Genomic DNA, 21,183 nt, shown 5'->3' on the forward strand with positions numbered 1-21,183 from the left:
CGGCGGTGGCCATTATGCGACGGAAGCCCCGTAGCGGCGACATAGGCAAGAAAATATAGCCTCAGACACCTGAGAAAACCTGCTGCGCGTCGGTATAGGCGGCCTGCGACGCTCACCGTACTAGAAGTACGGTTGCGCTTCTCAGCCACCTCTCCCTTCCGCTCGCGACGGTTTTGTCAGGTATCGTGAGTTCATTTTTTTAAATAGCTTGCAATTAAATTGCACACTATATATATTCAGTACATGGACACCGCAGTGAACAGTTTCTTCTGACGTGCAGGCCCATGCAATAAGTAGCACACTATTTAGTAGCCAACTATTTAAATCACACTAGGAAAATTATCATGTCGATCAAACAAGTCCTGTACCGCGCCGTCGCCACTGCCACCGGAGGCCGCGAAGGCCGTGCCGTCTCGTCCGACAATGTGCTGGACGTCAAACTGACCACGCCAAAGGAACTGGGCGGCAATGGCGCCGTGGGTACCAATCCCGAACAATTGTTCGCCGCCGGCTACTCGGCCTGCTTCATCGGCGCCGTCAAATTCGTCGGCGGCCGCGACAAGATCGCCATCCCGGCCGACCTGTCGATCGAAGGCCATGTCGGCATCGGCGCGATTGAAACGGGCTTCGGCATCGAAGTGGAACTGAAAATTTCGCTGCCGGGCATGGAACGCACCGCCGCCGAAGCGCTGGTCGCCGCCGCCCACATCGTCTGCCCGTACTCGAACGCCACGCGCGGCAACATCGACGTCACCCTGACGCTGGTGTAAGACATTGCTGCAAACAGGGCTGCTGGCCGCTAAAATAGCGGCCTTTCCCCCTCTCTGGAGCAAGCATGATCACCTGGCAATGGCAAAGTTTTGAAGAACTCGGCACCCACACGCTGTACCAGGTGCTGGCCCTGCGCCAGCGCGTGTTTGCCATCGAGCAACAATGCATCTACCAGGACCTGGACGGCCATGACCAGCAAGCCATGCATCTGCTGGGCTGGCAAACGCGGGACGGCCAGCGCCAGCTGGCGGCGTATCTGCGCGTGCTGGCGCCCGGCGCCAAGTACGTCGAAATGTCGCTGGGCCGCGTGCTGACGGCGCCCGAGGCACGCACCACGGGTGCCGGCAAGCAGCTATTGCGCGAAGGCATCGCACACGCCGAGCGCCAGCACCCGGGCCACGCCATCCGCATCGGCGCGCAACAGTACCTGGAGCGCTTCTACCAGTCCTTCGGTTTTGTCACCGTCAGCGCGCCATACGATGAAGACGGCATCCAGCATATCGACATGCTGCGCGCGGGCCCGCCTGCAGCGCAGACCACAACATGACCACGGCCCTCATTTCCTGGAGCGGCGGCAAGGATTCCTGTCTGGCACTGTGGCGCGCGCGCAACGCCGGCATGGCCGTGCCGCTGTTGATCACGGCCATGGATGAAGATGGCCGCAAGTCGCGCTCGCATGGCGTGCCACCGGCACTGCTCGAAGCGCAGGCGGCCAGCCTGGGCGCGCGCCTGCAGCGCTATTGCGCCAGCTGGGCCAGCTATGAAGATCAATTCATCACCATGCTGCGCGCGGCGAAGGACGATGGCATCGACCACGCCATCTTTGGCGACATCGACTTGCAGCCGCACCGCGACTGGGAAGAAAAAGTCTGCGCTGCCGCCGGCCTGACGGCGCACCTGCCGCTGTGGGGCGAGGCCCGCCGCGCGCTGGTCGACGAGTTTCTCGCCGCCGGCTTCAAGGCCATCGTCGTTTGCATCAATGGCCAGCACCTGCCGAAAAGCTTTTGCGGGCGCGAATTCGACGCCGCCTTCCTGGCCGACCTGCCGCCCGGCGTCGACGCCTGTGGCGAAAATGGCGAATTCCACACCTTCGTCTACGACGGCCCCGCCTTCAGCGCGCCGGTGGCATTGCGCCGCACGCAGGTGCTGCAATATGACGCGCCGGCCAATCTGGGCGGCGCCACGTATTACTTCCAGGAATTGGCCCCGGCCTGAAGGGGCCTGGGCTAGCCTCAACTGGCCAGCAAAGCAAAAAGGGCGATTCCGTGGAATCGCCCTTTTCACTGCTGCCCTGTGCGGGCTTATTTTTTCGTCACGCCCACCAGCTTGACTTCGAACAACAAGCCCGAGTAGCCAGGAATCTTCGGCAGGCTGCCCGCCTTGCCATAGCCCAGGTCATACGGAATGGCCAGGGTGCGCGTGCCGCCCTCTTTCATGCCGACCAGGCCGCGGTCCCAGCCCAGGATGACCTGGCCGATGCCCAGCGTGAACGTGAAACCGGCACCGGCTGCGGTCGCATCGAACTGCGCACCCTTGTTGCCTGGCTTGCTCGCGTCATACAGCGAGCCAGTGTAAGTCACCAGCAAGGTATCGCCCGCTGCCGCTGCCGTGCCGGTGCCGGCTACCACATCGGTAATGGTGAGTTCCTTGACTTGCGTGTTCGGATCGAGCACGACCAGCTTCTCGGTGTTTGCGGCGGCGCCGCAGGCGGTCAGTGCCACGGCACAGGCAAGAGTGGCGATCAATTGAAATACCGATTTCATGGTTTCCCTTTAAATATTGCTTTAAATATTGGAGTGTGACTGAGGCCCGTACGGTGCGGACCGGTACGGGCTGGAGTTTAACAGGAGTCGCGTAGCCCATTTGTAAGCAGACGTAAGCGCGGCGGAAAATTGTGCATCAATACAACATTGGCACAATGTCTATATTTCTACCTGCGTGCCCAGTTCGATCACCCGGTTGCTGGGGATTTGGTAATAATCGGCCGCCGTGCGTGCATTGCGCGACATGGTGACGAACAAGTGCTCGCGCCACGGCATCATGCCGGCGCCCGGCGTCGAGATGATGGTCTGGCGGGCGATGAAGAACGACGTCTCCATCATCTCGAAATCGAGCCCCTGCCCCGCGCATTGTGCCAGCGCATCGGGAATATCGGGCTCATCCTTGAAGCCGTAATGCACATTCACCTGGAAACACTGGTGGCCCAGGTCCACCACGCGCACGCGCTCAGCATGTGCCACCCACGGCTCTTCATGCATGAAGACGGTGAGGAAGATGACGCGTTCATGCAACACCTTGTTATGCAACAAGTTATGCAGCAGCGCATGCGGCACGCCATCCGTTTCGCCGCGCAGGAAAATGGCCGTGCCGGGCACGCGCAGCGGCGGCGCGATGAACAGCGACGACAGAAAATCGTTGAGCGGAATCGCGTGTTTTTCCAGGTTCTGGAATACCAGCTGGCGCCCGCGCTTCCAGGTCAGCATGACGATGAACAGGATGGCGCCCAGCAGCAGCGGGAACCAGCCGCCATGGAACAGCTTCAAGGCGCTGGCCGAGAAGAACATGATGTCGATGGCCAGGAAGAAGCCGGTGGCGGCCCAGCACAGCGCCAGGTTCATCTTCCAGCGGTAGCGGATGACGAAGAAGGTCAGGATCGTCGTCGACAGCATGGTGGCCGTGACGGCGATGCCGTAGGCGGCAGCCAGGTTTTCCGAAGAACCGAAACCGACCACGGCCAGCAGCACCACGGCCAGTTGCAGCCAGTTCACGGCGGGAATATAAATCTGGCCGATTTCGCTTTCCGACGTATGGCGCACGCGCATGCGCGGCAAAAAGCCCAGCGCAATGGCTTGCTTGGTCATCGAGAAGGTGCCGGAAATGGTTGCCTGCGAGGCGATCACGGTGGCCATGGTCGACAAAATCACCAGTGGATACACGCTCCAGGCGCCCAGCTGCTGGTAAAACGGATTCGAAATGGCTTCCGGATGGGCCAGCAGCAAGCCGCCCTGGCCCAGGTAGTTCAGGCTCAGGGCCGGGAAGGCGATCAGGAACCAGGCCATGCGGATCGGCTTCTTGCCGAAGTGGCCCATGTCCGCATACAGCGCCTCGGCGCCCGTAAACGCCAGCACCACGGCACCCAGCGCGACAAACGCGACAAAGCCGTTGTCGAGCAGGAAGCTGGCCGCGTGCAGCGGGTTGAGCGCAGCCAGGATGGCGGGCGACTTGATGATGTTGACCACGCCCATGCCGGCCAGCGCGGCGAACCACAGCACCATGATGGGTGCAAAATAACGGCCGATGCCGGCCGTGCCGTGCGACTGCACGGAGTACAGGGCCACCAGCACCACGATGGTCAGCGGCACGACATACGCGCTCAGGGCCGGCGTAGCCACTTCCAGGCCCTCGATGGCCGACAGCACGGAAATGGCCGGCGTGATCACGCTGTCTCCATAGAACAGCGTGGCGCCGAAAACGCCGATCACCATCAACGGGAAATGCCAGCGCGAGCCCCGGCTGACGGCCGACAGCACCAGTGCCATCAAGGCCATGATGCCGCCCTCGCCACGGTTGTCGGCGCGCAACACCAGGGTCACGTACTTGAGCGAAACGATGAACGTCAGGCCCCAGAAAATCAGCGAGACGATGCCCAGCAGGTTGTTGTGCGTCAACGCCAGGCCATGCGCCGGATCAAAGACGGTCTTGAGGGTGTACAGCGGGCTGGTACCGATATCGCCATAGACGATGCCGACGGCAGCCAGAGTCAAGCCGACCAGGCTGCTTTTTTTGTGTTCCGACGTCAAGGTTGCACCCGTTTTTGTATTGTTGCATCGCACAATATGATAGGTATTAGCAAATTGCAAGAGTATTTTTGCATGGTTCCGGGCTGTCCCCAAGGTCGTTGTTTTATGCCGCTCCGCCTTGATGCGCGAACTTGCGGCCATTGATTTGTTGCCATTCTACGCCTAGGCAGCGGCGCCGGGCAGCCCCCGATGTTTTCAGCCATAATGACAGACTGTCTACTCTGAAGCGAACGCCATCATGAATCCAGGCATGTTATACGCCTCCCTCGCCTTCCTGTGCTGGGGCTTGTTTCCCCTGTATTTCCATGCCATCGATGAAATCGCGCCGCAGGAAATCCTGGCCAACCGCATGGTCTGGTCGCTATTGTTCCTCGGCATCGTGCTGACCATCCGCCGCCAGTGGAGCTGGCTGGGCACCCTGCGCGGCCAGCCAAAGGTGGTGGCCGGCTTCGTCGCCAGCGCGTTCTTGCTTTCTGCCAACTGGTTCATCTATATCTGGGCCGTCAACAATGGCCATGTGGTCGATGCCAGCCTCGGTTATTTCATCACGCCCCTGATCAATGTCATGCTGGGCTTCTTGCTGCTGCACGAGCGCCTGCGCCGGTTGCAGTGGCTGGCCATATGTCTGGCCGCCGGCGGCGTGGCCTGGCTCACCTGGCAGGCGGGGCAGATTCCGTGGATCGCCCTGCTGCTGGCGGCCACCTTTGGCGCTTATGGCTTGCTGCGCAAGACGGCCGCGCTGGGCGCGCTGGAAGGCTTGTCGTTTGAAACATTGATTTTGTTCCCACTGGCGCTGGCCTACATGCTGTGGCTGGCCTGGCATGGCCAGAGCGGCTTCGTCAATACAGACTCGTCCGCCACGCGCGCCCTGCTGCTCGCTTCCGGCCCCATCACGGCGATTCCCCTGCTGATGTTCGCCGCCGGTGCGCGGCGTTTGCCGATGGCCGTGCTGGGTTTGCTGCAATACATCGCCCCCACGGGCCAGTTGCTGATCGGCGTGTGGGTCTTCCACGAAGCGTTCAGCACCGAGCGCATGCTGGGCTTCCTGGTCATCTGGACGGCGCTGGGCCTGTACGCGGCGGAGGGCCTGTGGACGGCCCGCCGCGCGCGCGGCGCCGCCTGACGCTCCTTGTGTCCGTTTCCGCAGCGCGCAGCGCTGGCCGGAAGCGGGCGTTTACCGTATCCTGTCCGTCTTTGTATATCACCCGAGATTTCTAATGGCAAATTACGTCTACACCATGAATCGCGTGGGCAAAATCGTCCCGCCCAAGCGCCAGATTCTGAAAGATATTTCCCTGTCCTTCTTCCCAGGCGCGAAGATCGGCGTGCTGGGCCTGAACGGCTCCGGCAAATCGACCCTGCTGAAAATCATGGCAGGCATCGACACCGACATCCAGGGCGAAGCCGTGCCGATGCCGGGCCTGAACATCGGCTACCTGCCGCAGGAACCGCAACTGGACCCGGAAAAAACTGTGCGCCAGGAAGTCGAATCGGGCCTGGGCGAAGTGTTTGAAGCACAAGCCAAGCTGGAAGCCGTGTACGCCGCCTACGCCGAGGAAGACGCCGATTTCGACGCCCTGGCGACCGAGCAGGGACGCCTGGAAGCGATCATTTCGACTTCCGACGGCGGCAATTTGAATTTGCAGCTGGAAATGGCCGCCGACGCGCTGCGCCTGCCGCCATGGGACGCCAAGATCGGCGTGCTGTCCGGCGGTGAAAAGCGCCGCGTGGCGCTGTGCAAGCTGCTGCTGTCGAAGCCGGACATGCTGCTGCTCGACGAACCGACCAACCATCTGGATGCAGAATCGGTCGATTGGCTGGAACAATTCCTGCTGCGCTTCCCGGGCACCGTTGTGGCCATCACCCATGATCGTTACTTCCTCGACAACGCCGCCGAATGGATCCTGGAGCTGGATCGCGGCAGCGGCATTCCATGGAAAGGTAATTACTCGACCTGGCTGGAGCAAAAGCAGGCGCGCCTGAAGCAGGAAGAGTCGACCGAATCGGCACGCCAGAAGGCGCTGCAGAAGGAACTCGAATGGTCGCGCCAGAATCCGAAAGCGCGCCAGGCCAAGTCGAAAGCCCGCCTGGCCCGCTTCAACGAGCTGTCCGAGCACGAATACCAGAAACGCAACGAAACGCAGGAGATCTTCATTCCCGTGGCCGAGCGCCTGGGCAATGACGTCATCGAGTTCAAGAACGTGTCGAAGGCGTTTGGCGACCGTTTGCTGATCGATAACCTGAGCTTTACGGTGCCGCCAGGCGCCATCGTCGGCATTATCGGCCCCAACGGCGCCGGTAAATCGACCCTGTTCAAGATGATCACCGGCAAGGAACAGCCCGACAGCGGCGAAGTGGCGATCGGCCAGACGGCGCGCGTCTCGATTGTCGACCAGAACCGCGGCGACTCGCTGTCGGACAACAAGACCGTGTTCCAGGACGTCTGCGGCGGCGCCGACATGCTGACGGTGGGCCGTTTCGAAATGCCGTCGCGCGCCTACCTGGGCCGCTTCAACTTCAAAGGCGGCGACCAGCAAAAAATCGTCGGCAACCTGTCGGGCGGCGAACGCGGCCGTCTGCACCTAGCAAAAACCCTGCTGATGGGCGGCAACGTCTTGCTGCTCGATGAACCGTCGAACGATCTGGACGTCGAAACCTTGCGCGCGCTGGAAGACGCCTTGCTCGAATTTGCCGGTAGCGTCATGGTCATTTCCCATGACCGCTGGTTCCTCGACCGCATCGCCACGCATATCCTGGCCTTCGAGGGCGACTCGCAAGTGTCCTTCTTTGACGGCAACTATCAGGAATACGAAGCGGACAAGAAGAAACGCCTGGGTGAAGAAGGCGCCAAGCCGAAGCGTATCCGCTACAAGCCACTGACGACCTAAGCCAGGTCTGGCAATGCAAAAAGGCAGTTACCTCGCGGTAACTGCCTTTTTTTTCAGCAAACTTCTAATACATTAGAAGTTGTAGCGTGCACCCAGTGCCAAGCCGGTAGCCTTGTGACCCTGGTCGGCGCTCTTGCCGAAGTGTTCCACTTCCGCCGTCAGCGAGACTTTTTCGTTGATCGCGTACTGGGCGCCGACGGAAGCGTACACGCCCGTCTTGTTTTCACCCCTCACGCCGGTCGACAGGCCAGTGCCGCTCAGGCTATTGTCGACCCGGGCCACGCCCAGCTTGCCGAACACGCCGACCTTATCGGTCACGGGCATGGTGGCCTTGCCAGCCAGGTAGTAGCCGTGTGAGTCGCTTTTCACTGAGCCATTGCCGGCGCCGGTGACATAGCTGTAATCCTTGCTGCCGAAATCGGCATAGCCACCCTCAACTGCCCAGGTCTTGTCGAAATCATAACCTGCGAAGACCTTGCCGCCAGCCTTGTAGCCGCTGTGATTATCGGCGCTGGTGGCGCCAGGAACATCGAAATTGTAGCGGTTACCCGTGATGCCAGCACCCACGTAGGCGCCGCCTTCAGCGTGGGCGGCGCTCATGCCGGTCAATGCGGTAGCGGAAGCGATCATTGCAAACAGGATTTTCTTTTTCATCATGTTCTCTCTTTCAATTAGTTGAGGTGCCTTGATTCGCAGTTCAGCGAAGTGCGATGGAGTCACAATAACAGCCGAAAAAATCTACGTCTTGCTCCATTCCGTAAGAACTGTGACAAGATGTAAGCAGACATTACAAACTGACAATAACGTCAAAATGCACACTGTTGAACGAACTTAAGCTAGACTTAAGAGAAATATACATTTTTAGATGATGAGGAGAGGTGATGCATAAACGCCAGTTTCTTGCTGCCGCCCTGGCCGCCAGCACCCTGCCCGCCAGTGCGCGCGCAGTACCGGTGGCCATGCGCGGTCCGGCCCTGCTGACCGTCACGGGCAGCGTCGACAAACCAAACAGGGGGCCTTTCGATGCCGTGCGCGACCAGATGATGCACAAGCAGAAGATCAGCTTTGAACGGGCACGGGCGTTCGACTTCGCGGCGCTGGCGAACTTGCCGGCGCGCACGATCCACCCCACCCTGGAATACGATGGCAAGGTGCACGCCCTGCGCGGACCGCTGCTGGTCGATGTGCTGAAGGCGGCGGGCGCACCCGAGGAAGACTCCGTACGCCTGCTGCTGCGCGCCGTGGATGGCTATGCGGCGGCGCTGACGGTAGCGCAGGCGCGCGCGCAGCGCTTTATTGTCGCCACCCACCTCGATGGCCAGCCGATGGCACTGGGTGGCCTGGGGCCGCTATGGGCGATCCATGATGCGGACCGCATCGCGGCCGTGGCGGCGCTGCCCCTGGCCGAACGTTACGCCAGTTGCCCGTGGGCCCTGTACCACATCGGCGTGGAGACGGGTTGAGGCAGTTTATAACGCCAACAAAACCGTAGCGAGCCGATGTGAGGCTCGGCGCCCCCGTTGGCCTGAGAAGCGGAGCTGTGCGAATGCACGGGGCCGCCGAGGCAGTGAGCATCGGAGGCCGCAAATCACGACGCGCAGTAGGTTTTGATGGCGTTATCAGGCGTAGGCTTCCGCCATCGACATAACACGCGGCGCGATGGCAATGCCGTGTTCCTGGAACAGGGCCGTGATGGCCGCCAGGTTGTGCGTGCACTCGTCCGTCTTCCAGCCCTTGAAGATGTCGCTGCCATCTTTCTGGAAATGCAGGTCAAGCACCTTGCCCTGGTCCTTGTGCAGATACGGCGAGCTGTAGGTGTTCTCGTAGCCAAGCACCTTCAGTTGTCCCAGCAAGGCCTGTGGTGGATGATCGGGATCGGTGGCCAGGAAGACGCCGAAGGTCTTGCCAGGTGGCTTGGCGGCAATATCAACCTCATAAATCCCGGGCGCCTTGCTGACTGAAGTACTCTTTAAAAATAACATGCAACACTCCCTGCGCGGGGTGCCCTGCGCCTGAAACGGCAGCAAGACGGGGGCGATGCGCGATGATTCCCCTCGTCAAATTTTATTGCCAATTTGCATCTTTGTCGACAAATTGGCACTTTTATTTGGTAAGTCGTGGTTATCTTGTTGCGTTCGATAGGTAAATTGCCAATAAAGCCAGGCACGGCCTGAAATTATTGTTTGCGCTTGCGCCCGGCCAAGTCAACGGTCGGCGCCACCAGGGCGCTATACAGCTCGCCCGTGGCCGCATCCCATTGCTGCACCGCCTGCTGCTGGCGCGCCACGGTGGCCATGTCGCCGCGAGCGATGGGACCGGACAGCGCGGGCGCCGCACCGAGGCGGAATACGTTCGCCACCGCTTCCGTCACCAAAGGTTGCGCCAGTTCGCGCGCCACCGGCTCGGGGATGCCAGCCGCTTGGTAGGCCCGCAGGGCGGCATCGAGCACCGTTACCAGGTAATTGCTGGCAAACACGGCGGCGGCGTGATACAGGGTCTTGGCGGCTGGATCGATGGGCACGGGACGCGCGCCGATGGCGATCAAGGCCGGCGTCAAAAAGGCCAGCGCCTGCGCATCGCCCTCGACGCCGCAAAAGGTGCCGTCGAAACTGGCGGCCACCTGGGCCGGATCGGCAAAGCTGCGGATCGGATGCGCGCTGGCGACAAGGGCCCCCGCCTGCGTGGCCGCCAGCAGCTGGTTCGAGGCCAGCGCGCCGCTGCAGTGAAACACGATGGCGCCCGCCTGGCGCCCTTGGGCCACCAATGCGGCGCAGGCGGGGCCGATCTGATCGTCGGACACGGCCAGCATGGTGACGTCGGCGCGCCGCAGCGCCGCATGGCTGTCGACGGGCGTGCCGCAACCGATAAAATCGACCGCCGCCTGCGCCGAGGCCATGGAACGGGTCAGCACGTCCTGCACGGCGATGCCGTCCACGCTGGCGAACAACCGGCCCAGCACACGGCCCACGTGGCCGGCGCCGATGATATTGAGAGTCACGTTCATGGCAAGCTAAAAACCCGATCCCGGCTGGCGCAAGAATTCCATCTCTTGCGGCGTGGATTCGCGCCCCAGGATGGCATTACGGTGCGGGAAGCGGCCAAAGCGGGCGATGACTTCCTGGTGGCGCTGGGCATAATCGAGCATGCCCTCAAAACCGGGATGCGCCTGCGACAGCAGCTGGAACAATTCGACGGCGCGGGCCTGCATGGCCAGGTCTTCCGCATGTTCGAACGGCAGATACACAAAGGCGCGCAGCATCGGCTGCAATTGCCGATCCCGTTGCTGATCCCGCTCCTGTTGCGTCAGGGACACGGCCAGCGCCAGCGCCTGGCCATCGCCGGCAAAGGCGCGCGGCGTGCCGCGATGCACGTTGCGCGTGAATTGATCGAGCACGATGATGCGCGCCAGCGTGCCGTGCGGCGTGGCTTCCCAACCTCGCAAGCCGCCATCGATGGCGGCGTCGATCAGTGCGCCGAAGCGCTCGGCGATGCGCGCATCGAAGGCGGCGTCCTTGCGGAACCATTGCGCGCGCGCCTGGCCGTAGCCTGGCTTATCCGGTGGCAAAAACCAGAAATCGAGTACCGCCTGCGCCTGTGCGTCCATGATCATCCTTGTCAATTGCGGGCATGCGACAGCTGGAAGCCGGCGATGCCGTCGAAGGCGGCCAGTTCGGCCGACATGGCCGACAGGCTGGCGCCCGTGTTCTTGCCATGCGCAATGGCGACAAAACGCCATTCCTGCATGCCGTCCGTGCTGCCGATGGTCAGCGAACCGCTGGCGATGTCGTAGCCGCGCTTGGCGGCCATGCGCCGCAGCGCATCTTCGCGCGGAATGAAGTCACGCTTGAAGCGCATGGTGATGGCTACCGCGTGGCGCGACGGCAGCAAGTTTTCCAATTTTGACAGAAAAATCATCGCCATCGCGCACAAAAAGGCCAGCCCCATGGCCGACAGGTAAAAGCCGATGCCCACCATGATGCCGATCACGGACGAGGCCCAGATCGAGGCGGCCGTCGTCAAGCCGCTGATATTGAATCCCTCGCGCATGATCACGCCAGCGCCCAGAAAGCCCACGCCCGTGACGATGCCCTGGATGACGCGCGTGGGGTCGCTGCCGACGATGGCACCGTGGCCGCCATACCAGAACTCGGGATAACCACCCAGCACCGTCAGCGCGGCCGAGGCCATGCATACGAGGCTGTAGGTGCGCATGCCGGCCGCACGCCCGTGATACGAGCGCTCATAGCCCACCAGCAAGCCCAGCACCAGCGCACCCAGCATGTTCAGCAGGATCACGCCATTCGTCGCCAGCTCGGCCGGCGACCAGTAGGCACGCAGGAAGTCGATGGTCGGCATGTTAAGGTTTTTTTGTCAGCTGCTTCTCAAACGCCACGTCGAGCTTGCTGACGCGGCGCGCCTTTTGCGGCCCCAGGCCATTGACGAAGGCAACAAAGGCGTCGAGTTCCAGCGGCGGGCACAAAGGCGGCAAGCCGGGGCCTTGCGTGAGAAAAAACAGCTCGTCGCCGGTGCGCGCCATCGTGTACAGGCGGTTGCCGCTGCGTTCCTTGAGCCGCTCGATGGCGGAGGTGGCGCGGGTCGAGCGCATCAGATGGCTCCCGTGCGCTGCGCCAGCCATGCCAGGGCATCGCCGGACAAATGCGGGGACAGGCGCGCACGCACGGTGGCGTGATAGTCATTCAGCCAGGCCGCCTCGTCGTCGCGCAACAGGACTCGCTCCACGCAGCGCGTGTCGATCGGGCACAGGGTCAGGGTTTCAAAGCGCAGGAATTCGCCGAACTGCGTCGTCCCCGCCGGCACGTTGAGCACAAGGTTCTCGATGCGGATGCCCCACTGTCCGGGACGATAGATGCCCGGTTCGATGGAAGTGATCATGCCGGGCTCCATGGCCGTCTGCGGCTCCGGCATGGCGGACTGCGAAATCGATTGCGGCCCTTCATGCACGTTCAGGAAAAAGCCCACCCCGTGACCGGTGCCGTGGCCGAAATCGATGCCCTCGGCCCACAGCGGTGCGCGCGCGATGGCATCGAGCATGGGCGACTTCACGCCGCGCGGAAACTGCGCGCGCGACAGGGCGATCATGCTGCGCAAGACCAGCGTGAAGTCGCGTTTATGTGCTGCCGTGAGCGTGCCGACAGGGACCACGCGGGTGATATCCGTGGTGCCACCCAGGTACTGGCCACCCGAATCAATCAGCAGCAAGCCGTCGCCGGCTATGGTCGCTGCCGAACCGGCATGCGCGTGGTAATGCATGATGGCGCCGTGCGCATTGAAGCCGGCGATGGTGCCAAAACTGGGGCTGACAAAGTGCGCGCGGCGCGCACGCGCGGCCGTCAGGTGCTCGTCGATGCCGATTTCCGTCAACGGCGCGCGCTGCGGGTCGGCCAGGGTGCGATCGAGCCAGCTGAAAAATTCGCACAGGGCGGCGCCATCGTGCTCCATGGCGGCACGTACGTGCGCCGCTTCGCTCTCCGTCTTGCGCGACTTGGCCAGGGTGGTCGGGTTGATGGACTCCACCACACGCACCGATTCTGGCACCGCCTGGCGCGTGCCGAAGGTGATGCGGCGCGGATCGAGCAGCAACGTTGCCGTGGCGGGCAATGCCGCCAGTGCAGCGCCAGCGCCAGCATACGCGGCCACGTCCACGCCCTGTTCTTCGAGTGTGGCGCGCAGGGCGGACGGCAGCTTGCCATCGGCAACGAACAGGGTGGCACGCTCGGGGCCAAGCAACGCATGGGCGAGAAAGACCGGGTTGTAGTTCACGTCGGCGCCGCGCAGGTTGAACAGGTAGGCGATATCGTCGACGGTGGAAATCACATGGTGGCTGGCGCCATGCGCGGCCATGCTGGCGCGCAGGGCCGCCAGTTTTTGCGTGCGCGACAGGGCCGGATACGCGGGCACATGTTCATACACCGGCGCGGCGGGCATGCCCGGGCGCTCGGGCCATACGGCTTGCAGCAAATCGGTATCGGTGCGCAGTAACACTTGCGCGCCCAGCGCCTGCTGCAGCAGGCGCGCATTGGCCAGGCCCAGCACGGCGCCGTCGACGGCAACCGTCTGCCCCGGCTGCATGGTCTCGCCCAGCCAGTCGATATACAGCACGCTGGCGCCGGACGGGATTTTTTTCAAGGCGATGCCGCTGCCGGCCAGTTCCGTCTCTGCCTGTTCCCAGTAGCGGCCATCGGTCCACACGCCAGCCATATCCTGCGTGACGACCAAGGTACCGACGGAACCCGTAAAGCCCGACAGCCACTCGCGGCCCTGCCAGCGCGCCGGCAGATATTCAGACAAATGCGGGTCGGCCGAGGGCACGATGCAGGCGTCGATATGCTGGGCGCGCATGGCGCTGCGCAGTTGCGCCAGGCGGGCGGCGGGAGTGGCAGGGAGGGCGGCGAGGTCAGGTGTCTGCATGGGAGCGAAAGAGCGATGCTGGGAAGTGCCTATGATACCGCGATTAGCATGCCTGCTGCGCCAGCAGTATTGCCTCATTGCGCATCATCGGCTTCATAGCGGCGCAAGCCGTCGAGGTCCAGCACGCGGATGCCGCCGTAATCGAGGCGCAGCAAGCCTTTCTTTTCCAGCACCTGCAAGGCCTGGTTGGCGCGCTGGCGCGAAGAGCCGGAAAGCAGGCCGATTTCTTCCTGCGACAGCTGCACCAGCGTAGCGACGCCCGGGTACAAATGCGAGTTGAACATCGACGCCAGGCAGCGCGCCACGCGCGTGTTCAAGTCCATCAGGCGCTCGTTTTCCACCATGCCGATGAACTGGCCCAGCCGCTCGTTGAGCTGCATCAGCAGGAAGCGCGTAAACGGCAAGCTCGTTTCCAGCAGCCAGTGGAAGGTGGCGCCGGGCAGGCGCGCCACGCGCGTGTCGCGCAGGGCCATGGTGTCGTATTTGCGGATTTCGCTCTTCAGCAGCGAGCCTTCGCCGAACCAGCTGCCCGGTGGCACACCGATGAAGGTCATGGCCTTGCCGGAGGCGGAAAAATTATTCATTTTCACCATGCCGCTGATGACGCCGATCCAGTGCTCCACCGGTTCGCCCTTGCGGCAGACAAATCCGCCTTTCGGCACGAAGGTTTCAAACACATCCGCCTCGACCCGCGCCATTTGATGGGCGTCGAGCAGCTGCGCCCAGTGGGCCGCGCGCACGGCATCCTTGAGACTGATATCAGGTGTGGTCATTGTGCAATGCACCATCGAAAGGTGGGTAAATGTCCCCGAAAAGACAACTCGTCAAACTAACGCAAGCTACTATCATTGCACAAACGCCTTACATACAAAAAACACAGAGCACCATCCAACGAGGTGGCGCCTGAGACAAGCAACAGGGAGACACTGGTGCAAACGAATACCACTGCAGCTATGCCGACTTTTCCGCGGCGCTTATTGCAACACGGGACTGTACGGCCCGACAAGCCCGCATTTCGCGAAAAATACCTGGGCATCTGGCAAACCTGGACTTGGTCCCAGGTCAACGACGAAGTGCGCGCGCTGGCATGCGGCCTGGCCGCCATCGGTTTCCAGCGCGGCATGAGCCTGGCCATCATCGGCGACAACCGGCCCCGCCTGTACTGGGCCATGCTGGCCGCGCAAAGCCTCGGCGGCGTGCCCGTGCCCCTGTATCAGGATGCGCCGGCGGCCGACATGGCCTATGTGCTGCAAGATGCGGAAATCCGCTATGCCATCGTCGAAGACCAGGAGCAGGTCGACAAGCTATTCGAAGTGAAGGCCCTGTATCCGCACATCGCCCACATCGTCTATGACGATGAACGGGGCATGCGCCATTACCGCCAGCCCGAACTCATTTCCTTTGCCGGACTGCAGGCGCTGGGCAGGACGTACGACCGCGAACACCCGGGCTTTTTCGAAGCCTCCGTGGAAGCGGGACGGGGTAGCGATTCAGCCGTCATCCTGTACACCTCGGGCACCACGGGCAAGCCCAAGGGCGTGTGCCAGAGCCACACGGCGCTGCTGGCAGCAGGCGTTGGCTGCGTGGCCTTCGACCAGTTGACGGACAAGGAAGATATCCTGTCCTATTTGCCCATGGCGTGGGTGGGCGACTGCCTGTTCTCGCTGGCGCAAGCGATGGTGGCCGGCTTCACCGTCAATTGCCCCGAGTCGGGCGACACGGTGATGATCGACATGCGCGAAATCGGCCCCACCTGCTACTTTGCGCCGCCGCGCGTGTTCGAGAACATGCTCACCAGCGTGATGATACGCATGGAAGACGCCAGCGCCATCAAGCGCCGCATGTTCAGCCATTTCATGGACGTGGCCAAGCGCTGCGGCGCACAGATTTTGGATGGCAAACCCGTTTCCATGACTGACCGTATCAGCTACAAACTGGGCGAACTTCTCGTCTATGGCCCCCTGAAAAACGTGCTGGGACTGTCGCGCGTACGTGTCGCCTACACGGCAGGCGCCGCCATCGGCCCCGACCTGTTCCGCTTCTACCGCTCCATCGGCGTCAACCTCAAGCAGCTGTACGGCTCCACCGAAACCTGCGCCTATGTGTGCCTGCAACCGGACGGTAACATCAAGTTCGACAGTGTGGGCTTGCCGGCGCCGGGCGTGGAAGTAAAACTGGCGGCGAATGGCGAAGTGCTGGTCAAGTCGCCAGCCACCATGAGCGGCTACTTCAAGCGTCCCGAGGCGACAAACGAAGTGATCGACGCCGATGGTTACTTCCACACGGGGGACGCGGGCGTGTTCGACAGTGAAGGCCACCTGAAAATCATCGACCGCGCGGCCGACGTGGGGAAGATGAATTGCGGCGCCATCTTCGCCCCCAACTACATCGAAAACAAGCTCAAGTTCTTCCCCTTCATCAAGGAAGTGGTGGCCTTCGGCAATGCGCGCGACCAGGTCTGCGCCTTCATCAATATCGACATCGAAGCAGTGGGCAACTGGTCCGAACGGCGCGGCATCGCCTATGCCGGCTACACCGACCTGGCGGCGCGCGCCGAAACCTATGGCCTGATCCGCGACTGCATCGAGCAAGTCAACGCGGAACTGGCCGCCGACCCGCTGATGGATCGCACGCAGGTACATCGCTTCCTCGTGCTGCACAAGGAGCTGGACCCGGACGACGACGAACTGACCCGCACGCGCAAGGTGCGCCGCAAATTCATCGCCGAAAAATACGCGGTGCTGATTTCGGCCCTGTATGAAGGCAAGGCAACGCAATACATCGAGACCCAGGTGAAATTCGAGGATGGCCGCACTGGTTCGACCAGTGCCGACCTGCAGATCTGGGACAGCAAAACGTATCGGCCCCAGGGCCTGGCCGCATGATGGAGCACAGCACGATGCAAATGAACGAACCCGACGCCCACTTCGGCACGGCACGCAAGACCGGCCCCGTGATTCTCGACCTGAAGAACATCTCGCTGTCGTTCGGCGGCGTGAAGGCCCTGACCGATATTTCCTTCGACGTCAAGCAGCATGAAATCCGCGCCATCATCGGCCCGAACGGCGCCGGAAAAAGCTCGATGCTGAACGTGATCAACGGCGTGTACCGCCCGCAGCAGGGCGAGATCATCTACCGCGGCGAACACCGGCGCGGCATGGATTGCTATGCGGCCGCCAAGTCCGGCATCGCGCGCACCTTCCAGAACATCGCCCTGTTCAAAGGCATGACGGTACTCGACAACATCATGACGGGGCGCAACCTGAAGATGAAGTCGAACTTCCTGCTGCAAGCCCTGTACTGGGGCCCAGCGCGGCGCGAGGAAATCGAACACCGCAAGAAGGCCGAGGAAATCATCGACTTCCTGGAAATCCAGGCGATACGCAAGACGCCCGTGGGGCGCCTGCCGTATGGCTTGCAAAAGCGCGTGGAACTGGGCCGCGCATTGGTGGCGGAGCCGGAAATCCTGCTGCTGGACGAACCGATGGCCGGCATGAACGTGGAAGAAAAACAGGACATGTGCCGCTTCATCCTCGACGTCAACGACCAGCTGGGCACGACCATCGTACTGATCGAGCACGACATGGGCGTGGTGATGGATATCTCCGACCGCGTGGTGGTGCTCGACTACGGCAGGAAGATCGGCGACGGCACGCCCGACGAGGTGCGCAGCAACCAGGATGTCATCAACGCGTATCTCGGCAGTGTAGCCGGGAATTCGGGCAGCGCGCTGCCTGCCGGCGAAACGACCTGCCCGTAATCGGGCAGGGCTCCACGCACATAGGGATCGAAATGAATATCAATTTTTTCTTTGAAGTGCTGATCGGCGGCCTGCTGTCGGGCGTCATGTACGCGCTGGTGGCCATCGGCTTCGTCCTGATCTACAAGGCCTCGGGCGTATTCAACTTTGCCCAGGGCGCGATGGTGTTCTTTGCCGCCCTCACCTGCGTCGGCATCATGGACAAGTTCGGCCTGTCGCTGTGGCTGGCCATCCCGCTGACGATGGTGACGATGATCGTGCTGGGCATGGCGATCGAGCGCGTGGTCTTGCGCCCGCTCGTCAACCAGCCTGAAATTACCCTCTTCATGGCCACCATCGGCCTGGCCTTCTTCATCGAAGGCCTGGCGCAACTGATGTGGGGCTCGCAGGTGCACAAGCTGGACTTGCCCATCGAAGACGTACCGATGCCGTTCCTGATGGATCACTTCAATATCATCGTCTCGCAATTCGACGTGGTGGCGGCCGGCATCTGCGCGCTGCTGGTGATTTGCCTGGCCTTGCTGTTTTCGAAAACCAAGGTGGGCCGCGCCCTGCGCGCCGTCGCCGACGACCACCAGGCGGCACTGGCGGTCGGCATCCCGCTGCAGCGCATCTGGGCCGTGGTGTGGGGCGTGGCGGGCCTGGTGGCCATGGTGGCAGGCTTGCTGTGGGGCGCCCGCAACGGCGTGCAGTTCGCCCTCACCTTCATCGCATTAAAGGCCCTGCCCGTGCTGATACTCGGCGGGTTTACCTCGGTGCCGGGCGCCATCGTCGGCGGCCTGATCATCGGTGCCTCGGAAAAACTGGCTGAAGTTTATTTGGGCCCCATGGTCGGCGGCGGCATCGAAGGCTGGTTCCCGTATGTGCTGGCCCTGCTGTTCCTGCTGGTGCGCCCGGAAGGCCTGTTTGGCGAAAAAATCATCCGGCGCATCTGACGCCACCCACGCCGCATATCACGCACAACGCACCCGCTCCATCGCAAAGGACACGCCATGATTTATCGTGAAGCAGGACAATTCAAGACCAGCTACCAGGCTGACAACCAGATCTTCCCAATCCGGCAAGACCGCCTGGCATTGACGGCAACCCTGATCGCCGCCGTCTTCCTCCTGCCGTATTTCGCCTCGCCCTACATCCTGTCGGCGATCATGATTCCCTTCCTGATCTTCGCCCTGGCGGCGCTGGGCCTGAACATTTTGACGGGCTATGCGGGCCAGCTGTCGCTGGGCACGGCCGCCTTCATGGCCGTCGGCGCTTTCGCCTCGTATAACTTCATGGCGCGCCTGCCCGGCCTGCCCCTGCTGGTGTCGTTCATCCTGGGCGGCCTATGCGCGGCCATGGTGGGTATCGCCTTCGGCCTGCCGTCGCTTCGCATCCGCGGCTTTTACCTGGCCGCCTCGACCCTGGCGACGCAGTTCTTCGTCGTCTGGTGCCTGACCAAGATCCCGTACCTGACCAACTACAGCTCCTCGGGCGTGATCACGGTGCAAAAGATGACGATACTCGGCTACCACTTCGATACGCCGCAAAGCAAATACATCCTGGTGCTGGCCATCGTCGCAGGCATGGCGCTGCTGGCCAAGAACATGATTCGCTCGAACGTGGGCCGCTCGTGGATGGCCGTGCGCGACATGGACATGGCGGCCGAGGTGATCGGTTTTCGATTGATGCGCACCAAGCTGCTGGCGTTCGCCGTCAGCTCCTTCTATTGCGGCGTGGCCGGCGCCCTGTATGCATATGCCTACCTGGGCACGGTGGAGCCGGAAGCGTACAACCTGGACCTGTCCTTCCGCATCCTGTTCATGATCATCATCGGCGGTGTCGGCTCCATCCTCGGCTCCTTCCTCGGCGCCGCTTTCATCGTGCTGCTGCCCGTCTTCCTGAACATCGTCGCGCACGGCCTGTCGCTGCCTACCAACGTGGCCTCGAACCTGGAGCTGATGGTGTTCGGCGCGCTGATCATCTTCTTCCTGATCGTCGAACCACACGGCCTGGCCAGGCTGTGGCAGATCGCGAAAGAAAAATTAAGACTCTGGCCTTTCCCGCATTAACCGCTTTACTTTGCAGTCTGGATGTCGGTTCACTTGATAACTACATAAAACAAGAGGAGACACAATGAAACACATCAAATCGCTCATGCTGGCCACCGCCATCGCCAGTGCCGCACTCACCATCTCCGCCAGCGCGCAGGCACAAGTGAAGGAGCAGTACATCGCCCTGCCGTCCTACCGCGTGGGTCCATACGCGGCCGGCGGTTCGGGCTTCTACGGCGGCATCATCGACTACTTCAACCTGGTCAACCAGGCCGGCGGCGTCAATGGCGTGAAAATCAGCTGGGAAGAATGCGAAACCGAATACAACCCGTCGCGTGGCGTCGAGTGCTATGAACGCCTGAAAACCAAGCAGGGCGGCGCCACCCTGGTGGAAACCCTGTCCACGGGCGTCGCCTACGGCATCCTGGACCGCGTGGCGCAGGACAAGATCCCCATGACGATGATCGGCTACGGCCGCTCGGACGCCGCCAACGGCAAGGTCTTCCCGTATGTGTATCCGCTGATTTCCAGCTACTGGAGCCAGGCAGCCGCCATGATCAAGTATTTGGGCGACAAGGACGGCGGCATGGATAAGCTCAAAGGCAAGAAGATCGTTCATCTGTACCACGATTCGGCCTTCGGCAAAGAGCCAATGCCCGTGCTCGAAGCGCTGTCCAAGCAGTACGGTTTTGAACTGGTGAAAATTCCCGTCGCGCCACCAGGCAGCGAACAACAATCGCAATGGCTGCAGATCCGCCAAGCCAAGCCGGACCACGTGATCCTGTGGGGCTGGGGCGTGATGAATTCCGTCGCCATCAAGACGGCGCAGCGCAACGGCTTCCCGCGCGAAAAAATGTTGGGCGTATGGTGGGCCGGTTCCGAGGAAGACACGATTCCATCGGGCGATGCGGCCAAGGGCTACACGGCGATGAGCTTCAATACGCCGGGCAACTACCCCGTGCTGGACGATATCCGTAAAAAAGTCTACGCCGCCGGCAAGGGCAACCTGGCCGACCAGGCTCGCATCGGCTCCGTCTATCACATGCGCGGCGTGACGGCCGGCATCCTGTGGGTGGAAGCGATTCGCGTGGCGCAGGAAAAATTCGGCAAGGGCAAGCCGGTCACGGGCGAGCAGATGCGCTGGGGCCTGGAAAACCTGAACGTCGACGATGCGCGCCAAAAAGCCGTCGGCGCGCTGGGCATGTTCCCCACCGTGAAGACCAGCTGCGACGACCATGAAGGCTCGGGCGCCGTGAAGGTGCAGCAGTGGGATGGCAAGAAGTGGACCGCCATCACGCCGAAATGGATCGTCGGCGACCGGGCGCTCGTGCGCAAACTGGTCGACGAATCGTCGGCCAAGTACGCGGCCGAGAAAAACATCACGCCGGCCTGTTTGAACTAAGCACGCAGGGTTTGAACTAAATGTGCTGGCCGGCTTGGCGTACAGGCCAATCCGGCCCGCGCAGTCACCCGCAGTCACCATTACATGATGAAGAAGCAGC

The 21,183-nt window shown here is 61.9% G+C and carries 21 protein-coding genes; 11 read left to right on the forward strand and 10 right to left on the reverse strand.

Going from position 1 to position 21,183, the window contains the following annotated elements; all coding sequences use genetic code 11:
* Positions 1–344: 344 nt before the first annotated feature.
* The 3 genes from ACQ4W6_RS03850 to ACQ4W6_RS03860 all read left to right on the forward strand — a co-directional run bounded on the left by ACQ4W6_RS03850 (position 345) and on the right by ACQ4W6_RS03860 (position 1,986).
* Positions 345–770 carry an organic hydroperoxide resistance protein gene (locus ACQ4W6_RS03850; RefSeq protein ID WP_436565867.1) on the forward strand — a complete coding sequence of 142 codons (426 nt, stop codon included), beginning with the start codon at positions 345–347 and terminating at the stop codon, positions 768–770.
* A 65-nt stretch (positions 771–835) separates the two neighbouring features.
* Positions 836–1,318, forward strand: coding sequence for a GNAT family N-acetyltransferase (locus tag ACQ4W6_RS03855; RefSeq protein WP_436565868.1), 483 nt, complete (start codon positions 836–838; stop codon positions 1,316–1,318).
* Positions 1,315–1,986: a Dph6-related ATP pyrophosphatase gene (locus ACQ4W6_RS03860; RefSeq protein ID WP_436565869.1), complete on the forward strand. Its 672-nt coding sequence runs from the start codon at positions 1,315–1,317 to the stop codon at positions 1,984–1,986. Before ACQ4W6_RS03855 ends, ACQ4W6_RS03860 begins: the two co-directional genes overlap by 4 nt.
* 86 nt (positions 1,987–2,072) lie before the next feature.
* Here the strand turns inward: ACQ4W6_RS03860 and ACQ4W6_RS03865 are convergent, their stop codons facing one another.
* Both ACQ4W6_RS03865 and ACQ4W6_RS03870 read right to left on the reverse strand, forming a co-directional pair.
* Positions 2,073–2,534: an FKBP-type peptidyl-prolyl cis-trans isomerase gene (locus tag ACQ4W6_RS03865; RefSeq protein ID WP_436565870.1), complete on the reverse strand. Its 462-nt coding sequence runs from the start codon at positions 2,532–2,534 to the stop codon at positions 2,073–2,075.
* 159 nt (positions 2,535–2,693) lie between these two features.
* Positions 2,694–4,571, reverse strand: coding sequence for a potassium transporter Kup (locus ACQ4W6_RS03870; protein ID WP_436565871.1), 1,878 nt, complete (start codon positions 4,569–4,571; stop codon positions 2,694–2,696).
* 238 nt (positions 4,572–4,809) lie between these two features.
* Between ACQ4W6_RS03870 and rarD the strand changes: the two genes are divergently transcribed.
* Both rarD and ettA read left to right on the forward strand, forming a co-directional pair.
* Positions 4,810–5,694, forward strand: a complete 885-nt coding sequence (gene rarD / locus ACQ4W6_RS03875; RefSeq protein WP_436565872.1) for an EamA family transporter RarD — start codon at positions 4,810–4,812, stop codon at positions 5,692–5,694.
* Positions 5,695–5,788: 94 nt separating this feature from the next.
* Positions 5,789–7,459: an energy-dependent translational throttle protein EttA gene (gene ettA, locus ACQ4W6_RS03880; RefSeq protein ID WP_436565873.1), complete on the forward strand. Its 1,671-nt coding sequence runs from the start codon at positions 5,789–5,791 to the stop codon at positions 7,457–7,459.
* 72 nt (positions 7,460–7,531) lie between these two features.
* On the opposite strand, the gene ACQ4W6_RS03885 is transcribed toward ettA, so the two are convergent.
* The gene (locus tag ACQ4W6_RS03885) at positions 7,532–8,116 is read right to left on the reverse strand and encodes a porin family protein (RefSeq protein ID WP_436565874.1); all 585 of its coding nucleotides are present in this window, start codon (positions 8,114–8,116) and stop codon (positions 7,532–7,534) included.
* 224 nt (positions 8,117–8,340) lie between these two features.
* On the opposite strand from ACQ4W6_RS03885, the gene ACQ4W6_RS03890 reads away from it, so the two are divergent.
* On the forward strand, positions 8,341–8,922 hold the full coding sequence (locus ACQ4W6_RS03890; RefSeq protein WP_436565875.1) for a putative pterin-binding protein: 582 nt from the start codon (positions 8,341–8,343) through the stop codon (positions 8,920–8,922).
* Between the two features lie 156 nt (positions 8,923–9,078).
* On the opposite strand, the gene ACQ4W6_RS03895 is transcribed toward ACQ4W6_RS03890, so the two are convergent.
* From ACQ4W6_RS03895 to ACQ4W6_RS03925, 7 genes are all read right to left on the reverse strand, one after another.
* Positions 9,079–9,441: a hypothetical protein gene (locus tag ACQ4W6_RS03895; RefSeq protein WP_436565876.1), complete on the reverse strand. Its 363-nt coding sequence runs from the start codon at positions 9,439–9,441 to the stop codon at positions 9,079–9,081.
* 194 nt (positions 9,442–9,635) lie between these two features.
* Positions 9,636–10,463, reverse strand: a complete 828-nt coding sequence (locus ACQ4W6_RS03900) for a Rossmann-like and DUF2520 domain-containing protein (protein WP_436565877.1) — start codon at positions 10,461–10,463, stop codon at positions 9,636–9,638.
* Between the two features lie 6 nt (positions 10,464–10,469).
* Entirely contained in the window at positions 10,470–11,069 is a 600-nt protein-coding gene (locus ACQ4W6_RS03905) for a DUF924 family protein (RefSeq protein WP_436565878.1), read from the reverse strand.
* A 5-nt stretch (positions 11,070–11,074) separates the two neighbouring features.
* Complete coding sequence (locus ACQ4W6_RS03910) at positions 11,075–11,815, reverse strand: MgtC/SapB family protein (protein ID WP_436565879.1); 741 nt, start codon at positions 11,813–11,815, stop codon at positions 11,075–11,077.
* Between the two features lies 1 nt (position 11,816).
* Positions 11,817–12,065, reverse strand: coding sequence for a hypothetical protein (locus tag ACQ4W6_RS03915; RefSeq protein ID WP_436565880.1), 249 nt, complete (start codon positions 12,063–12,065; stop codon positions 11,817–11,819).
* Positions 12,065–13,888 (reverse strand): aminopeptidase P family protein, encoded by a 1,824-nt coding sequence (locus tag ACQ4W6_RS03920; RefSeq protein WP_436565881.1) that lies wholly within the window; start codon positions 13,886–13,888, stop codon positions 12,065–12,067. The genes ACQ4W6_RS03915 and ACQ4W6_RS03920 overlap by 1 nt, the downstream gene beginning before the upstream one ends.
* A gap of 74 nt (positions 13,889–13,962) precedes the next feature.
* The gene (locus tag ACQ4W6_RS03925; RefSeq protein ID WP_436565882.1) at positions 13,963–14,661 is read right to left on the reverse strand and encodes a Crp/Fnr family transcriptional regulator; all 699 of its coding nucleotides are present in this window, start codon (positions 14,659–14,661) and stop codon (positions 13,963–13,965) included.
* 180 nt (positions 14,662–14,841) lie between these two features.
* On the opposite strand from ACQ4W6_RS03925, the gene ACQ4W6_RS03930 reads away from it, so the two are divergent.
* From ACQ4W6_RS03930 to ACQ4W6_RS03950, 5 genes are all read left to right on the forward strand, one after another.
* On the forward strand, positions 14,842–16,773 hold the full coding sequence (locus ACQ4W6_RS03930) for an AMP-binding protein (RefSeq protein WP_436565883.1): 1,932 nt from the start codon (positions 14,842–14,844) through the stop codon (positions 16,771–16,773).
* 14 nt (positions 16,774–16,787) lie between these two features.
* Entirely contained in the window at positions 16,788–17,648 is an 861-nt protein-coding gene (locus tag ACQ4W6_RS03935; RefSeq protein ID WP_436565884.1) for an ABC transporter ATP-binding protein, read from the forward strand.
* Between the two features lie 38 nt (positions 17,649–17,686).
* Positions 17,687–18,583, forward strand: a complete 897-nt coding sequence (locus ACQ4W6_RS03940; protein ID WP_436566049.1) for a branched-chain amino acid ABC transporter permease — start codon at positions 17,687–17,689, stop codon at positions 18,581–18,583.
* A 57-nt stretch (positions 18,584–18,640) separates the two neighbouring features.
* Positions 18,641–19,699: a branched-chain amino acid ABC transporter permease gene (locus ACQ4W6_RS03945; protein WP_436565885.1), complete on the forward strand. Its 1,059-nt coding sequence runs from the start codon at positions 18,641–18,643 to the stop codon at positions 19,697–19,699.
* 64 nt (positions 19,700–19,763) lie between these two features.
* On the forward strand, positions 19,764–21,083 hold the full coding sequence (locus ACQ4W6_RS03950) for an ABC transporter substrate-binding protein (RefSeq protein WP_436565886.1): 1,320 nt from the start codon (positions 19,764–19,766) through the stop codon (positions 21,081–21,083).
* Positions 21,084–21,183: the final 100 nt, after the last annotated feature.

It is taken from the genome of Janthinobacterium woesei, assembly GCF_051380875.1.
Classification (GTDB): Bacteria; Pseudomonadota; Gammaproteobacteria; order Burkholderiales; family Burkholderiaceae_D; genus Janthinobacterium.

Bases quoted from the DNA above. Each gene is read 5' to 3' on its own strand.
- ACQ4W6_RS03850 (WP_436565867.1), top strand. From the start codon at position 345: ATGTCGATCAAACAAGTCCTGTACCGCGCCGTCGCCACTGCCACCGGA.
- ACQ4W6_RS03855 (WP_436565868.1), top strand. From the start codon at position 836: ATGATCACCTGGCAATGGCAAAGTTTTGAAGAACTCGGCACCCACACG.
- ACQ4W6_RS03860 (WP_436565869.1), top strand. From the start codon at position 1,315: ATGACCACGGCCCTCATTTCCTGGAGCGGCGGCAAGGATTCCTGTCTG.
- ACQ4W6_RS03865 (WP_436565870.1), bottom strand. From the start codon at position 2,534: ATGAAATCGGTATTTCAATTGATCGCCACTCTTGCCTGTGCCGTGGCA.
- rarD (WP_436565872.1), top strand. From the start codon at position 4,810: ATGAATCCAGGCATGTTATACGCCTCCCTCGCCTTCCTGTGCTGGGGC.
- ettA (WP_436565873.1), top strand. From the start codon at position 5,789: ATGGCAAATTACGTCTACACCATGAATCGCGTGGGCAAAATCGTCCCG.
- ACQ4W6_RS03885 (WP_436565874.1), bottom strand. From the start codon at position 8,116: ATGATGAAAAAGAAAATCCTGTTTGCAATGATCGCTTCCGCTACCGCA.
- ACQ4W6_RS03890 (WP_436565875.1), top strand. From the start codon at position 8,341: ATGCATAAACGCCAGTTTCTTGCTGCCGCCCTGGCCGCCAGCACCCTG.
- ACQ4W6_RS03895 (WP_436565876.1), bottom strand. From the start codon at position 9,441: ATGTTATTTTTAAAGAGTACTTCAGTCAGCAAGGCGCCCGGGATTTAT.
- ACQ4W6_RS03900 (WP_436565877.1), bottom strand. From the start codon at position 10,463: ATGAACGTGACTCTCAATATCATCGGCGCCGGCCACGTGGGCCGTGTG.
- ACQ4W6_RS03905 (WP_436565878.1), bottom strand. From the start codon at position 11,069: ATGATCATGGACGCACAGGCGCAGGCGGTACTCGATTTCTGGTTTTTG.
- ACQ4W6_RS03910 (WP_436565879.1), bottom strand. From the start codon at position 11,815: ATGCCGACCATCGACTTCCTGCGTGCCTACTGGTCGCCGGCCGAGCTG.
- ACQ4W6_RS03915 (WP_436565880.1), bottom strand. From the start codon at position 12,065: ATGCGCTCGACCCGCGCCACCTCCGCCATCGAGCGGCTCAAGGAACGC.
- ACQ4W6_RS03920 (WP_436565881.1), bottom strand. From the start codon at position 13,888: ATGCAGACACCTGACCTCGCCGCCCTCCCTGCCACTCCCGCCGCCCGC.
- ACQ4W6_RS03925 (WP_436565882.1), bottom strand. From the start codon at position 14,661: ATGACCACACCTGATATCAGTCTCAAGGATGCCGTGCGCGCGGCCCAC.
- ACQ4W6_RS03930 (WP_436565883.1), top strand. From the start codon at position 14,842: ATGCCGACTTTTCCGCGGCGCTTATTGCAACACGGGACTGTACGGCCC.
- ACQ4W6_RS03935 (WP_436565884.1), top strand. From the start codon at position 16,788: ATGCAAATGAACGAACCCGACGCCCACTTCGGCACGGCACGCAAGACC.
- ACQ4W6_RS03945 (WP_436565885.1), top strand. From the start codon at position 18,641: ATGATTTATCGTGAAGCAGGACAATTCAAGACCAGCTACCAGGCTGAC.
- ACQ4W6_RS03950 (WP_436565886.1), top strand. From the start codon at position 19,764: ATGAAACACATCAAATCGCTCATGCTGGCCACCGCCATCGCCAGTGCC.